12 protein-coding genes are annotated in these 14,548 nt (G+C 61.7%); 7 read left to right on the forward strand and 5 right to left on the reverse strand.

All coding sequences use genetic code 11. From position 1 onward, the window contains the following. Nucleotides 1-21: 21 nt before the first annotated feature. From K8I84_RS12580 to hrpB, 4 genes are all read left to right on the forward strand, one after another. The gene (locus tag K8I84_RS12580) at nucleotides 22-1,077 is read left to right on the forward strand and encodes a COX15/CtaA family protein (protein ID WP_223795362.1); all 1,056 of its coding nucleotides are present in this window, start codon (nucleotides 22-24) and stop codon (nucleotides 1,075-1,077) included. Continuing rightward, complete coding sequence (gene cyoE, locus K8I84_RS12585) at nucleotides 1,074-1,994, forward strand: heme o synthase (protein WP_223795124.1); 921 nt, start codon at nucleotides 1,074-1,076, stop codon at nucleotides 1,992-1,994. The genes K8I84_RS12580 and cyoE overlap by 4 nt, the downstream gene beginning before the upstream one ends. Nucleotides 1,995-2,013: 19 nt before the next feature. Further along, nucleotides 2,014-2,679, forward strand: coding sequence for an SCO family protein (locus K8I84_RS12590; protein WP_223795125.1), 666 nt, complete (start codon nucleotides 2,014-2,016; stop codon nucleotides 2,677-2,679). A 69-nt stretch (nucleotides 2,680-2,748) separates the two neighbouring features. After that, the gene (hrpB, locus tag K8I84_RS12595; protein WP_223795126.1) at nucleotides 2,749-5,250 is read left to right on the forward strand and encodes an ATP-dependent helicase HrpB; all 2,502 of its coding nucleotides are present in this window, start codon (nucleotides 2,749-2,751) and stop codon (nucleotides 5,248-5,250) included. On the opposite strand, the gene K8I84_RS12600 is transcribed toward hrpB, so the two are convergent. Continuing rightward, entirely contained in the window at nucleotides 5,192-6,064 is an 873-nt protein-coding gene (locus K8I84_RS12600) for a translation initiation factor eIF-2B (RefSeq protein ID WP_223795127.1), read from the reverse strand. The genes hrpB and K8I84_RS12600 overlap by 59 nt on opposite strands. Nucleotides 6,065-6,212: 148 nt before the next feature. On the opposite strand from K8I84_RS12600, the gene K8I84_RS12605 reads away from it, so the two are divergent. Next, nucleotides 6,213-7,031, forward strand: coding sequence for a RimK family alpha-L-glutamate ligase (locus tag K8I84_RS12605; protein ID WP_223795128.1), 819 nt, complete (start codon nucleotides 6,213-6,215; stop codon nucleotides 7,029-7,031). A gap of 12 nt (nucleotides 7,032-7,043) precedes the next feature. Here the strand turns inward: K8I84_RS12605 and K8I84_RS12610 are convergent, their stop codons facing one another. Genes K8I84_RS12610 through K8I84_RS12625 form a run of 4 tightly spaced genes read right to left on the reverse strand, consistent with a single transcriptional unit; the run spans nucleotide 7,044 to nucleotide 11,528 of the window. After that, nucleotides 7,044-8,231 carry a CynX/NimT family MFS transporter gene (locus K8I84_RS12610; RefSeq protein WP_223795129.1) on the reverse strand — a complete coding sequence of 396 codons (1,188 nt, stop codon included), beginning with the start codon at nucleotides 8,229-8,231 and terminating at the stop codon, nucleotides 7,044-7,046. 11 nt (nucleotides 8,232-8,242) lie between these two features. Then, nucleotides 8,243-8,638 (reverse strand): ectoine synthase, encoded by a 396-nt coding sequence (locus K8I84_RS12615; protein ID WP_206644867.1) that lies wholly within the window; start codon nucleotides 8,636-8,638, stop codon nucleotides 8,243-8,245. A gap of 50 nt (nucleotides 8,639-8,688) precedes the next feature. Then, a complete protein-coding gene (locus tag K8I84_RS12620) occupies nucleotides 8,689-10,119 on the reverse strand; it encodes a GTPase/DUF3482 domain-containing protein (protein WP_223795130.1) in 1,431 nt (476 codons plus the stop codon). Next, nucleotides 10,116-11,528, reverse strand: a complete 1,413-nt coding sequence (locus K8I84_RS12625; protein WP_223795131.1) for a DUF2868 domain-containing protein — start codon at nucleotides 11,526-11,528, stop codon at nucleotides 10,116-10,118. Before K8I84_RS12625 ends, K8I84_RS12620 begins: the two co-directional genes overlap by 4 nt. 104 nt (nucleotides 11,529-11,632) lie before the next feature. Here K8I84_RS12625 and K8I84_RS12630 point away from each other — a divergent pair, with 104 nt between their 5' ends. Next, the gene (locus K8I84_RS12630) at nucleotides 11,633-11,992 is read left to right on the forward strand and encodes a DUF6164 family protein (protein ID WP_223795132.1); all 360 of its coding nucleotides are present in this window, start codon (nucleotides 11,633-11,635) and stop codon (nucleotides 11,990-11,992) included. 326 nt (nucleotides 11,993-12,318) lie between these two features. Beyond that, nucleotides 12,319-14,424: a D-(-)-3-hydroxybutyrate oligomer hydrolase gene (locus tag K8I84_RS12635; RefSeq protein ID WP_223795133.1), complete on the forward strand. Its 2,106-nt coding sequence runs from the start codon at nucleotides 12,319-12,321 to the stop codon at nucleotides 14,422-14,424. The last annotated feature ends 124 nt before the right edge of the window (nucleotides 14,425-14,548 follow it).

Below are 14,548 nucleotides of genomic sequence, written 5' to 3' on the forward strand. Positions count from 1 at the left end.
CCTCGCCCGGAAGCACAACCGATGGCGAAATGGGCGCTGGTGGCTGCGGGTCTGGCGGTCGTGGTTATCATGCTGGGCGCCTGGACCCGGCTCGTTCATGCGGGCCTGGGGTGTCCGGACTGGCCCGGCTGCTATGGTTTTTTGACCGTGCCGCAGAGTGAAGCTCACATTGCCATTGCCAACGCCCGTTTTCCGGAAACCCCGGTGGATGTGGAGAAAGGCTGGCCGGAGATGATTCACCGGTATGCCGCCGGGACTCTGGGTCTGGTGGTGTTTGGGCTGGCGGCCTATGCCGTTCGCCATCGAAAGCAGGGGTTACCGGTCAAGTTACCTGTGTTCATTGCCGGTTTTATTGTCCTGCAAGGGGCCTTTGGCATGTGGACCGTGACCCTCAAGCTATGGCCCCAGGTAGTGGCGCTTCACCTGCTCGGCGGATTCACCACCCTGACCTTGCTTACCCTCCTTACCCTGCGGCTCCGACGTCTGGCGCGCGGGCGGCCCCGGAGAGACAGCGGAACCCTACCCGGTCGTTTCGGGCCCTGGTTATACACAGGCCTGTTGCTGGTGGTGATGCAGATTGGCCTCGGGGCGTGGACGGCGGCCAATTACGCCGCCGTTGCCTGCACCGATCTGCCAACCTGTCAGGGCCAGTGGTGGCCAGAGGGCATGGACTTCCAGCATGGTTTTGATGTGACCCAGCAGGTGGGACCCAACTACCTGGGAGGTCAACTGACGGCGGATGGTCGGGTGGCTATCCATGTGACCCATCGGGTGGGCGCTATCGTGGTTCTGGTTTATTTCATGGTGTTGCTGGCGGCCATGTGGCGCAGCAGGCGGGAATCCGGCCTGACGGGCTCGATCGGCCTGGTCGCGGGGGTGTTACTTGCCCAGATTGGGCTCGGCCTTGCGAATGTACTGCTCCACATCCCCCTTGGGGTGGCCGTTGCCCACAACGCCATGGGTGCGATTCTGCTGCTTTCCGTGGTGCACCTGATCTGGCGCCATCATTTGCTTAAACAATCCCACACTGCCAGGGTGGCACACACAACAATGATAAATCAGGAGGTTACGGCATGAGCAAATCCGTGGACGCGCTGCCGACCCAAACCGTTGCGAGCGAATCAACGTCTTCCATTACCTGGCGAGATTATCTGGAGCTGACCAAGCCCCGGGTGGTGGCGCTGATGATTCTGACTTCGGTGATCGGGATGATGCTGGCTGTGCCTGGCCTGCCCGGCTGGGAGGTGCTGGTCTACGGCAACCTTGGAATCGCGCTGCTGGCCGGTGCGGCTGCGGTGGTGAACCATGTGGTGGATCAGAAGATTGATACCATCATGGCCCGTACCCGCAAGCGCCCCGTTGCCACCGGGCGGATTGCCCCGGTCGATGCCTTGCTGTTCGCCAGCTTGCTGGCGTGTGTCGGCATGGTGGTACTGATGTGGAAAGTGAATGAGCTGACTGCCTGGCTGACCCTGGCCTCGCTGGTCGGCTATGCCGGTGTCTACACCTTGTTCCTCAAGCGGGCCACGCCCCAGAACATCACCATCGGCGGCCTTGCCGGTGCCATGCCCCCCCTGCTCGGATGGACTGCGGTCACGGGTCAGGTAGAGGGCCACGCCCTGCTGCTGGTGCTGATCATCTTCGCCTGGACGCCACCTCATTTCTGGGCCCTGGCTATCCACCGCAAGGAGGAATACGCACAGGCCGAGATTCCCATGCTGCCGGTTACTCATGGCAACCGGTTTACCGAGCTGCATATCCTGTTGTACACACTCATTCTGCTGGCCGTGAGTCTGCTGCCCTTCGTGACCGGCATGTCCGGAGTCATCTACCTGGTGGGTGCCCTGTTGCTTGGGTTGCGCTTCCTGCACTATGCGGTACGTTTGCTGAAAGGAGACGACCGCCGGGTTGCGTTCAATACCTTCAAATACTCCATTACTTATCTGATGGCATTGTTTGTGGTATTGCTGGTCGACCACTTTGTGTTTTTCTGATTATTGATTCGGGGCCCTGATGAACCGCTCGATCCGCCTGACGTTGTTTGCTTTGCTGCTCCTGGTTGTCCTGGTCTTTGGCATGGCAGTCGGCAGACAGGTATTTCTGGTCGGGGGGCAGGAGCCCGAACCAGCCCCGGTGCTGGCGGAGCTGAACACCTACGTGTACGACCAGCCCCGTGATCTCGTGGAGTTCACCCTGCTCAATGAACAGGGTGAAACCGTGACCCGGGAGAGCCTGAGGGGGCGCTGGACCTTTGCCTTCGTGGGCTACACCAACTGCCCGGATATCTGCCCGGCTGCCATGGCCAACCTGCGCCGGACCAACCAGCTGTTATCGAAAGAGCTGCCTCAGCCGGACTACCTGCTGGTCAGTGCCGACCCGGAGCACGATACCCCCGAAAAACTCAAAGCCTACACCGACTTCTTTGGCCCCAACTTCCATGGCCTGACTGGTGACGTCGACACCCTCCGTTCCCTTGCCAAGAGTCTCAGCGCGGTATTCGTCCACCGGGAGGTCGATGGCGACTTGCTGGTTGACCACAGTGGCCACCTGGCGCTGCTGAACCCGGAGGGACAGCTGGCAGCGGTCATCCAGCCTCCACACCGTCCGGAAGCCCTGGTAGAAGCCTTCGAACGCATCTACGAATGGGCCCGGGATAACCGGCTTGGCGCAAGCAGCTGAGCCGGTTAGACTCGCCTCCATTCGCGGCCCTGTGCGGGCCTGAACCAACCGAACCTCGTGCCGGCCGCCGTGCTTCCCATAGAGCAGATTCTTCCCGACCTGACCGCCACCCTTGAGCAGACCAGCACCGCCTTGCTGCAGGCTCCGCCAGGTGCGGGTAAAACCACCCGTGTTCCCCTCGCCCTGCTCGATGCTCCCTGGCGTGGCGATGGCCGGATTCTGATGCTCGAGCCCCGACGGCTCGCCGCCCGCTCGGCGGCCCGTTTCATGGCGTCTTTGCTGGGGGAGTCGCCGGGGCAGACCGTGGGCTACAGAACCCGGCTGGATACCCGGGTCACCAGCGCTACCCGCATTGAAGTGGTGACCGAGGGCATCCTGACTCGCCTCATCCAGGAAGACCCGATGCTGGAGGATTACGCCGCGGTCCTGTTCGATGAATTCCACGAACGCTCCCTGCAGGCCGACCTTGGTCTGGCGCTGGTGCGGGAATCCCAGCAAGCCCTGCGTGAGGACCTGCGGGTGCTGGTGATGTCGGCAACGCTGGATACGGCCCCCATTGCCAGGGTGCTGGGCGATGTGCCTGTGCTGACCAGTGAAGGACGGGCGTTTCCCGTCAAGGTGTTGTACCGGCCGTTACCGCGTCAGGCACGCGTGGTGGATCAGGTGGTGGCGACGGTGCACGAAGCCTTGACCGAACAGGACGGATCCCTACTGGTGTTTCTCCCCGGTGCCGGCGAAATCCGACGGGTGGAACAACAACTCCGGGGTCGGTTACCTGAGGGCGTCTTACTGGCACCTCTGTACGGTAACCTGAAAGCCGAAGAACAGGATCAGGCCATCGCACCGGCTTCCCCCGGCACCCGGAAAGTGGTGCTGGCTACGGCGATTGCCGAGACCAGCCTGACCATTGACGGCGTTCGGGTGGTGATCGATGCCGGCCAGCAGCGTCGTGCGGTGTTTGATCCCAACAGTGGCATGACCCGGCTGGTGACCGGGCGGGTATCCAGGGCATCGGCGGAGCAGCGCAAGGGGCGGGCTGGCCGGATAGAGCCGGGTGTGTGTTACCGGCTGTGGAGCGAATCCGAGCACTTCGGACTGGCGGACTTCACGCCCCCGGAAATCCAGCAAGCGGATCTGGCCCCATTGGTGCTGGAACTGGCCCAGTGGGGTGCCCGTTCGCCCGACCAGATGACCTGGATTGATGCGCCGCCCCCGGCCCACTGGCACCAGGCGGTGGAACTGTTGCAGTGGCTGGACTTGCTGGACGCAGACGGGGCGATCACCGACCACGGCAAGACGGCCAGAGGACTGGGTATTCATCCTCGTCTGGCCCATATGGTGATACATGGCGGCCGACTGGGTCTTGGTAACCTGGCGACCGAATTGGCGGCCTTGCTGGAAGAGAGGGATCTCGCGGGGCCGGGAGCCGGTGCCGATCTTTACCTGAGAGTCCGTCTGCTTCGCGGCGAGCAGGGGCATACGCGGTCAGATCCAGCCCATTTGAAGGCGGTTCGTCAAGCGGCCAGGCGACTGGCCGGGAAAGCCTCTGTCGATTCCTCCGACAACCATCGTGATGTCTCGGACACCGACATCGGTCGGCTTCTTGCCCTCGCCTATCCGGACCGAATCGGTCGCCGGCGTTCCGGCTCCGCGCCCCGCTATCAGCTAAGCAATGGCCGGGGTGCTATGTTGCCAGAGGACGATCCCCTGGCCCGGGAAGAGTGGTTGGTGGCCGCGGATCTGGATGGACAGGCCCGGGAAGCGAAGATCTATCTGGCGGCACCCGTCCAGCTCGTGGATGTTGAGCGGGATCTGGCATCTCACATCCAGGAAGGGGAAGACGCCGGCTGGGACGAACAACGCGGTACCGTGGTGGCACGTTATGTTCGCCGGCTTGGCAAATTGATCCTGTCTGAAAAAATGCTGACCCGGCTCGATCCGGAACAGGTCCAGCAGGGGCTGCTGGATGCCGTGCGTCGCAAGGGGCTGGCCAGCCTGCCCTGGACCCCGGAGGCCCGGCAGTGGGTAGCCCGCGTTCGGTTGTTGAGCCAGTGTTATCCGGACCAATGGCCAGATGCCAGCGATCGGGCATTACTGGATACCCTTGAGGACTGGTTGGGCCCTTATCTGGCAGGTATGCAGAAGTGGTCGGATGTAGGGAAGCTCAACCTCTCGCAGGCTTTAACCGGTGTGCTGGCTTATCCCCAACAGCAAGCGCTTCATGAACTGGCCCCGCCAGCGTTGACCATTCCCACAGGCCAGAAAGTGAACCTTGACTACACCCCCGACCATGGCCCGGTCCTGGCTGCCAAACTGCAGGCACTGTTTGGTTGGACCGAAACGCCCAGGGTGGCCGGTGGTCAGGTACCGGTGGTCATCCATCTGCTATCGCCTGCCCAGCGTCCCCTTGCGGTGACCTCCGATCTCGCCAGCTTCTGGCGCAATGCCTACCCGGAGGTGCGCAAGGACATGCGGGGCCGCTACCCCAAACATCCGTGGCCAGAAGACCCGTTTACCGCGCCAGCCCAGCAGGGAACCAAGAAACGCCCTGCTCGCTTACCCGACCGGTGATCAGCCTTTCCGGCACGGTTTCAAAGTAGACGTTGCGAACCCGAATGTGTTCGCCCTTGGGGCCGCGGATTTCATCCGGCGATAATTCCTCAAGGGTGATCGACTCGCGGGTATCCGGGCTGTCTTTAAAGGTATCGGCCAGAACCCAGCAGGGTATGCCCACATCTCTGGCCAGCAGTGTTAACAGATAGGTACCGCTTTTGTTCACGAAGTGGTGGTCGGCCAGCCAGGTATCGCAACCGACCACCGCCAGGCTGGCCTCGGGCACAAACAGGCCCAGCTGGGCGTCGGTAATCAGTGTCACCTCCACTCCCAGCTGATCGAGTTCCTTTGTCAGGGTAAAGCCCTCGTTTCCCGGGCTGCTCTGGGTACAGATCACCGAAAACGGGCGCTGACAGGCCACGAGGTGGCGGAATAACGCCAGAACCTGGGAGCTGCGACTGTGGGTCAGGACCGTGGCTTCTGCCGGTACCAGGTCGGCGCCGTGGCGAGCTACCTGCTCAGTGGCTTCGGCCAGCTCAGACAGGACCCTGGTCACCACCGACGCGGCATGGGCGGAGACGTTGCCGGCATCCGGCCAGTGACCGAACCGGCTTCGACAGCGGGTGATGGCGTTGGCCATGGGCACCATGCTGGGTCGCGCGTTCTGCAAGTCGTCCAGTGCCGTTTCCAGCTCTCGGGCCGAGACATTATTCCGTTCCAGCCAGCGCCTCAGCCCTTCCAGTCCCTTCATTGCCAACTGCGAAGCGCCGGAGGTCTGATCGCTGCGGAGGGTGTCGATCAGTTCGTTCGGGTAGTGTCTGGGCCGGTTCACGGGCCGCTCCTTGTGAGGTCAGCGGATACCTGAAGCCTAGCAGTGGTCGGGTGGCTTGATGCAGGGCCCGGGTGGTGATTGAAAACGCTTGCCAGATTCCCGGTTCCGGATAAAATCCGCGCTAACTTTGGCTGATGTGTGCGTCTCCATGCGGCTCGTTTCATTTGACGTTTTCCGAACCCTGGGTTTTCCCGACACCACCGTGCTCAAGCCAGAGCACTTCCTTCGTCACAAACCTTTGCTGCAGGACGCCGACTGGGTTCTGTTTCCGGAATACTGGCAACTCAATGCCTTGGTTCATGGTCTCAAGTGCCGGGTCTTTCCGAGTATTGCCAGCTATCGAATCGGTCACGACAAGGTAGAAATGACCCGCGCGTTCCAGTGTGTTGCTCCCGAGCACACGCCCTTCACCCTGATCGAGCCCAATGGGCCCCGGGAACGGGAGATGATCTGGGACACCATGTCGTTGCCGTTTGTTGCCAAGCTACCCAAGGCCAGTATGGGCGAGGGTGTGTGGCTGATCGAATCCCGGCAGGACTGGCAACGTTACTGTGAGAGCACCCCGGTACTCTATGTTCAGGAATACCTGCCCATCGACCGGGATGCCCGGGTCGTGGTGATTGGAGACCAGGTCCTGACAGCCTACTGGCGGGTCCAGTCCGACCAGGGGTTCTATAACAACCTCTCCCGGGGTGGGCGTATTGATGACACCCCGGTGCCGGAGGTGGTGACAGCCCTGGCGCTGCGGCTGGCGCGCCTGCTGGAAGTGGATCACGCCGGCTTTGATATCGCGCTGGTTGCCGGTTATCCCTACGTACTGGAGTTCAATCGCTTGTTTGGTAACCAGGGGCTGGCGCAAGGCCGGGACCTGCAGCAGGCCATCCTCAGTTATCTCCAACAGAAGCATGAGCCCCGCGACCCGGATGGACCCACGGATCCGGGCAGGTTCTTGCCCACGGCGGTCTGACTGGCCTTGTGATCAGCGGCGAGCCTGAAGGTTGAGCACCAGGGTCAGAGGCAGGGCCAGCAGGCCATATCCCAGCATCACCAGCACCGCGTGCCGGGCATCGCCGGTTGCATCGGCCAGCAGCCCGCCGGCCATGGGGACCGAGAAGGCCACAGTGTAGCCCACCAGGAAATTGCCCGCGGAAAGGCGGCCGGTTTCGCCGGCCCGGGCCACCAGGGGTGGCAGAGCGATCAGAAGAATCAGCAGGAGGCCGGCAATGAAGCTGGCCAGGGTGACGCAGGCGATAAAAGCCCAGCCTTTCAGCAGCAGGCTGCCGGCGGTTCCCAGAAGGCACAGAAACGCGCAGGTAATGATGATTCCTTTCTGGCCCATCCAGCGCCGGGCCATTTTCAGCATGACCAGGGAGGCGGCCACCTGGGCGGCGTTGTACCAGAACAGGGCATCGGGGAGCAGGTCCAGCCTGTTCTGCTGGGCCAGCAGGTTGCTCATGTAGGCGTTCAGCCCGAAAAACACCGAGCCGGACATACCCAGTACCAGGCCAATCTGCAGGGTCAGGGGGTTGCGCCAGTCGGGCAGCCAATTGCCCCGTGTAACCAGGTCGGTGGTGCCCCGGCGTGGCAGATACAAGGCCCCGGCCACGAGTAGCGCCGGCAACGACCAGGCCAGCAGTGTGGCGCGCCAGCTCTGATCGAACAGTGGCATCAGCACAGGCAGGGTCAGGCCTGCGCCTATAAACTCGCCCATCAGCATGCCGTTCATGTAGATGGCGGTGCCCAGGGCCAGGTGATGGGCCTCCAGCCAGCGCGGTAACAGGGCCGGTAACGCCGGCTGCATCATTGCCACACCCAGTCCCATGAATGCGCTGGCCACCATCATACTGCTGGCGTCCGTTGCCAGCGCCCGGGCGGACGAGCCCAGTGCCATAACGGCCATGGCCAGTGCCAGAGTGCTGCGGGGGCCCAGCCGGCTGATGGCCAGGGAGCCGGGCATGGCACCTACGGCGAGCATCAGGATGGGCAGGGTGGTCAGGGCGCCGGTCAGCGCCTGGGACAGCGCCAGTTCGTCACTGATGAACGGCGCCAGGGGGGGCGCAACGAGAATCGGTACACGCAGGTAGAGTCCGGCCAGCCAAAGCAGAACCGCCACCGGCAGCAGGCGCGCTGGCGGTGGCGGTGTGTGTGCGGCTGTTAGGTCAGCCACCAGAGACCAAATCAGTCTTCGCCGGTATCTGGCAGATAGGCTCCGTCTTCGTCATGCACTTCGCGTCCGGTGACCGGCGGGTTGAAGGCACAGATCAGGCGCATGTCTTCGGTGCCGCCGCGCAGGGTGTGCTGGTCGTGCTTGTCCAGAGCGTACAGGGTCCCATCTGTGATTTCGTGGGTCTCCCCCGTGGCTTTATCGGTGATCGAGCCGTTACCGGCAACGCAGTACACCGCTTCCAGGTGGTGCTTGTACCACAGGTTCAGTTCAGCACCGGCCGGGATGATGGTTTCGTGAAAAGAGAACCCCATGCCGTCCTTTTTCAGCAGCATGCGGCGGCTGGTCCAGCCTGGGCCTGTCACTTCGCGCTCGGTACCGATGATGTCTTGAACTCGTACAATTTTCATAGGCGTTCCCCGGTTATGGTTGGAAAAGCTCTTTAGTATAAACATCTCTCTCAGGGGCGATTCAACCGCCAATCGTCGTAGGTGACCATGCTTTGCTCCACGGCGGCGATGAAATTCTGTTGCTGACGCTCGTCCATCGACTGTTGTTTCCGGCATTTGTCGAAGGCCAGCTGGATGGCCCGCCGGGACGACTTGTCCAGGCTTTCAAGCCAGTGGTGATCCGCCGGTTCCAGATCCAGCAGGTCTCGCCCGGCGTGGTTGCGATGGCTGATGTGCCACCAGTGATCAACCGCACGCCCAAGGATCACGTAACCAAACTGGCTATCCTGGACCGGTCCGAAGGTGGCCGTCTTGAAACCGTCCTTAAGCACGCCGATGTTCAGGGCCGGCAGCATCAGCCGGTCGCCGTAAAAGTAAGTGCCCGCTGCCCCGATAAGTCCGCCCACCAGAGCACCGGCCCCCAGGGAATACCCCAGGGTCATCGCATCGATACCTGCCCCGCTGACCGCCCCTGCGCCGAAGCCAGCCGTTGCCAGGTAACGCCTGCTTACGGCCCAAGTGCTGCGGCTGTCCTCGGAGAACAGGTCGTGCTCATTGTGCCAGGCCAGCTCCGCTTCCTGTCGCTGGATGCGCTGATGGTGATAGAGGTGCTCGATGTCCATGCGCAGGGTCTGTTCACGTTGGCGTTGGTGGCGATACCAGCGCTCCCGCAATTGTTCGGCCAGCTGTTCGTCGCTCATTCCCGAGGCCTGGGCCGAGGTGAGGGTCCGTTTTTCCCGATAGGTCATCATTTCTTCGAGCGCCCTGGCGACGAGGCCTGCGGACTGACTCCGGCATTTCCGCCGATGGTCGGACAAAAAACCGGTCGCTTCTTCCAGCGGCTGTTCCCAGTCCGGTTCGAGCTGGCCAAAGGCCCGTAATAGACTCAAATGCTGTTCGAACGGTGCGCGCACGGCATCGAACTTGCGGACAACCTGAAAAAACTGGCCCAGTGCGGACTGCCAGGTATCGCTGTAATCCTCGCTGCCAATGCTGTTGATCAGCGCCAGGCTTGGCCGGCCCGTCCAGCGCAGGATGGTCATCTCCGCTTCGTGCTCGGCACTGTAGGGTACCGATCCATCGACCACATAAATGATTCCGGCGCCATCGATCAGCGGCGTCAGTAACTCGCATTCGTCGGTAAAGCGCCCATCGCCCTGGTGCTGGGTGACGAACGCTTTGACCGTTTCTGCCCGGTCCGAGGCCGACACACTGTGGGCTTCCAGCCATTCCAGCACCCGACGGGGGCGCTGAAAGCCGGGCGTGTCCACCAGAACGTACAGCGTGCGGCCGTCGACGGTCATCGGATAGGACTGGCGCTTGCGGGTGGTGCCGGGCTCCATGGCAATGGCGATGGCATCGTTCTGAGACAGCGTGGCGACCACGCTGGACTTACCTTTGTTCGGGTGGCCGACCACGGCAAACACGGGCGGCTGGCTCATCGCGTGCCCTCCTGTTCAATGAAGGCATCCCGGGGCGTGCCCGGCAGGATGCTCACTCCGACCGCCTCTCCATCGGCCCGATGGGCAAACCGCAACCATTGCCTGAGCTGGTTATCATCGGGTGGCTGGTTCGGGTTTGGGGCGAGGGGGACCAGATGGACCGGTGTGTGTTGCGGCCAGTTGTCGAGGGCGGTTTCCAGAAAATCCTGCAGCTCGCCGGTGGGTGGTTCCCAGCAGTGGGTCACCACCAGCACCGTGGCACCAGGCTGGTCTGCCAGCCGTTCGCCGATCCCGGCAATGGCGGCGTGATCCTCGGCCAGGCTCGCCCGGCCGCCGGCTCTGAAGATTCGGGTGTCTGGCCCGGTCAGCGATTGCGGCAGTTCGGGATCACCGGCCCCGGCCCAGGCCAGCAGCAGGGAACTTTCCGGCAACGGTGACAGGCCGGTAGGAGTCTGGGTGTCCGGCATGTCTGCCGCGTCGTTGTGTTCGTTGCCGGTATCGATGGTGGGGGTTTCCATGCGGTACAGGAGCGCATTCATACCGGGGTGGGCCGCAAGCAGCCGTCGCGCCTTGCTTCGGATGATTTGCCCGGACAAAAGGCTCAGCAATAGCCTCGGCAGCAGAACCCAGAATCCCCAGAGTGCCACCACGAAGGGCCACCACTGGCCCCACTGCGCCGGATTCAGGGCACTATCCGGGTTCCCGGCCCGGAAAAACCGGGTTGCTTCCACCAGCGACAGGTCGGGCACTGCCGCCGGCCATAGCCAGCCCCAGGGTGTGGATACCGTCTGCAACATCCGATGGTAGCTGTCGGCTGCGGTATTGAGTGTGGTGCTCCAGCCAAAGGCCAGATCCTGCACCACCACCATCATCAGCAAGGTCAGCAGTCCGGTGACGGCAAAACTGAGCCCGCCCAGATGCGAGGCCCTTGCCATCAGTGCGGGCTGGATCCGGTGTACGGTGTCGCTGGCATTACCCCGGTTCAGGCGCCTGGTCAGCCAGCGCCAGGGCTGCCAGCCCACGATCGACTGAACGGTGGTAAACAGTGCCAGTAGCAGCTGCAGTAAGACAAAGGCCAGAAAGGCGGTAATGTTGATGCGCTGGCCACCATCGTAGAACAGCAGGCCGAGCATGGTCAGAATGCCGAAGACCCCCCCTGCCAGAATGAAACCCGCATTGGTCCGGCGCCAGAGTCGCAGGGTCTTGTCGGCAGAAGCAGGGGATGCCCCCGGGCCACTTAGCCGCGCCATGTGGTCCAACCAGCGGCGGGCGTCCGGGGTGTGCCCCTCTTGCTCACAGGTCAGGGCAAATTTACGATCCCGCCGGTGCAGGAATGCGGGTGGCTGGTTGTGGTCCCGTTGGCTGAGGGCATCGAACTCCAGTAGCAGGCGCAATGGTGCGTCGGTCATGCAGTATCCCGGCAGTGAAATCGGTACGTCATCCTTTGATGTTAGAATATCGGCTATTGCACTGCCGAATAAGCACCCATCCCGAACCCAACACAGAGTGTGACATGCCCCACCACCTGATGAATCTGCGCCATGTGCTTGATGACGAGGCGGATGAAATCCGCGCCCTGTTCGAAGAGCACGAGGTGAACTACTACGAAACGCCTCCCAGCTTCTGGGGCATCAGTATGGGGGGCTTCTGGGTGCACGATGACGATGAGGCGGAGCGCGCCCGCCAGCTGCTTGATGAGTATCAGCGTCAGCGCCTGCAGACCCAGCGGCAAGCCTACGAAAAAGGACTTGCCACCGGCGAGGTAGGCGGAGTCTGGACGATGATTCGCCGCCATCCGATACGGGCCCTGGCGGCCGTGGTTGCTATCGCGGTGATCGCCGGTATCAGCCTGTTGCCCTTCCTGCGGCTTTGATAAGGGGCTGGTATCTGCCAGCCCCTGAAAGTGCCGATGTCCAGCGCCTGCTCTTCCCGCAGTGTCGCGTATTCCAGACAGTGTCCGGATGTTAGGACATTGTGCCCCCAGCCCTCGAAATTAAAACTTCCTCTGCGCTTCCGACTAAACTGAATGTCCGGAATTCCGGAATTACCCGTGGGGTTCTGTCGCCGCTGATCAGAAAATGACTATTCAAAACAGTGTCTTGTCTGATTGGCACAGGATGCGCATGGCACGGGAGTGTGTCGTTCGGGCTCCGGATGTGCCCGGCAGTTTTGAACAAAAACAATGAAAAAGGATTGATCATGAACAAGCTCATACTCGGTGCCTTCGTCGGCGCCAATGCCTTCTTCCCCTACGCGTACGGTGCGCCTTATTCGCCCTTCAACGCTCAGCCTGAATTCGTTGCTGGTGAGGTATCCCAGGCCTACTACGACGGCGTGACCGACGATTTGCTCACCGCTGGCCTCGGCGCATCCGGACTGGCAGGGCCGGCGCCGGCGTTTACCGATCCAGCGTTTCCAACCTCGGACGAGCTACGGCGTCTTGCTATTTACAACAACTACCGAGCACTGGTGGATACCGTGCCTGGCGGCGGCTATGGGGTGTTTTTCGGCCCGATGGTGGATGCCGAGGGTGACGGCCGGATTCCGGGGAACGAGTACCGGGCCTTTATGACGGTGCCCGGGAGCGATGTGCCTGTAACGGTTATGGTGCAGGTGCCAGATACGTTCAACCCTGAAAAGCCGTGCATGGTGACGGCACCCTCGTCCGGTTCCCGGGGTATATACGGCGCCATCGGCACGGCCGGTGAATGGGGGCTGAAAAAGGGCTGCGCGGTGGCCTATACCGACAAAGGTACGGGCACTGGTTCCCATAACCTTGAAACCGATGCCGCCCAGCGGTTGGACGGCACCCTGACCACGGCCGACGAGCAGGTTCAGTTCCGGACAGATCTGTCGGACTCGGAGCGCGCCGATTTCAATGCCCTCTGGCCGAATCGCCTGGCGTGGAAACACGCCCACTCGCGAATGAATCCGGAGGCAGACTGGGGACGACATGTATTACAGTCCATCGAGTTTGGCTTCTACGTGTTGAACGAACAGTTCGGTCGTGAGCTGCCCAATGGCCATACCCTGAAAACCATCAAACCAGTCAATACCCTGGTGATCGCATCCAGTGTGTCGAACGGTGGCGGCGCCTCGGTACGGGCGGCAGAACTGGATGATCAGGGCTGGATTGACGGCGTGGCGGTGTCGGAGCCAAACGTGAATCCTGAGGTGAATACCAGTTTCACCATTCGCCAGGGTGATGGGCCGGTCATCGACAATCACAGCCGCAGCCTGCTGGATTACTCCACCGCGCTGGCGGTTTACCAGGGCTGTGCCAACCAGGCCCCGGCAGTCCGCGATGTGGCGCCATTTAATGCTGTCTTCAATCCGTCTTTCATTGGCGCGAATATTTGCCAGGCATTGGCGCATAACGGACTGGTGGCCGGGGCCAATCTGGACGAATGGGCAACGGAGGCGCTGCGTATCCTGAATGAAGACTTCGCCATACAGCCCGAGCAGAATCTGCTGGCGCCGATTCACTTCGGGCTGGCTGTGGCTCAGAGTATCTCGACGACCTATGCCAACGCCTACGCCCGGGCCGGCGTTGAGGACAGGGTCTGTAACCTGAGCTTTGCCGCCACCGGGCCGACTGGCGGCGTGACGCCACTGGCGCCCGCCACCGAAGCGGCGTTGTTCTCTGCCAGTAACGGCATCCCGCCCAGTGCTGGCGTCAATCTGGTCTATGATGGCGCGGCCGGCCAGCCGACTAATCTGGCGGCCAGTGTCTCGCCCAGTTCCGGTCAGTTCGACTATGGCCTGGAAGCCCTACTGTGCCTGAGAGGTCTGGTGGAGGGCCGGGATCCTGTGACCGGTGTACCTTTGGAGGGGGATGCTGCCCGTGTGTCAGAAGCACTTTCCATCGGTATTTCAGAGGTGCGCGCCAACGGCAACCTGCGCCGCAAGCCAACGGTATTTGTGACCGGCAGAGCCGATGCGATTCTTCCCATTAACCATACCTCGCGCTCTTATTTCGGCCTGAACCAGTGGGCTGAGGGCAAAAAAAGTAACCTGCGATACTACGAAATCCTTAACGCCCATCACCTGGATGTACTGAATGGCTTTCCGGGCATCGCCGATCGTTACGTTCCCCTGCACCACTACTACTTCCAGGCCTTGGATCTGGTTTGGGCAAACCTCACCGAGCGCCAGCCACTGCCGCCGAGCCAGGTGGTGCGTACGGTGCCCAGAGGCTCAATTGCCAACCCGTTAACCGCTGCAAATCTGCCTCCCATCGCGGCAAATCCGTCGCCGGAGGATCGAATTTTATTCGAGGATAATCAGGTGGTTATTCCAGACTGAGCGTCAGTTCACACGCCCCGACTTTGTCGGGGCTTTGCGTTTGCAGCCCTGAAAAGAGGCTCCTATACTTCGTGTTTCGTGTCCGGAAATCCGGACAGGCGAGTGATTCCTATGAGGCATAATC

Origin of the sequence: Marinobacter sp. F4216 (genome assembly GCF_019931195.1) — a bacterium.
In the GTDB taxonomy this organism is placed as follows: Bacteria; Pseudomonadota; Gammaproteobacteria; order Pseudomonadales; family Oleiphilaceae; genus Marinobacter; species Marinobacter suaedae.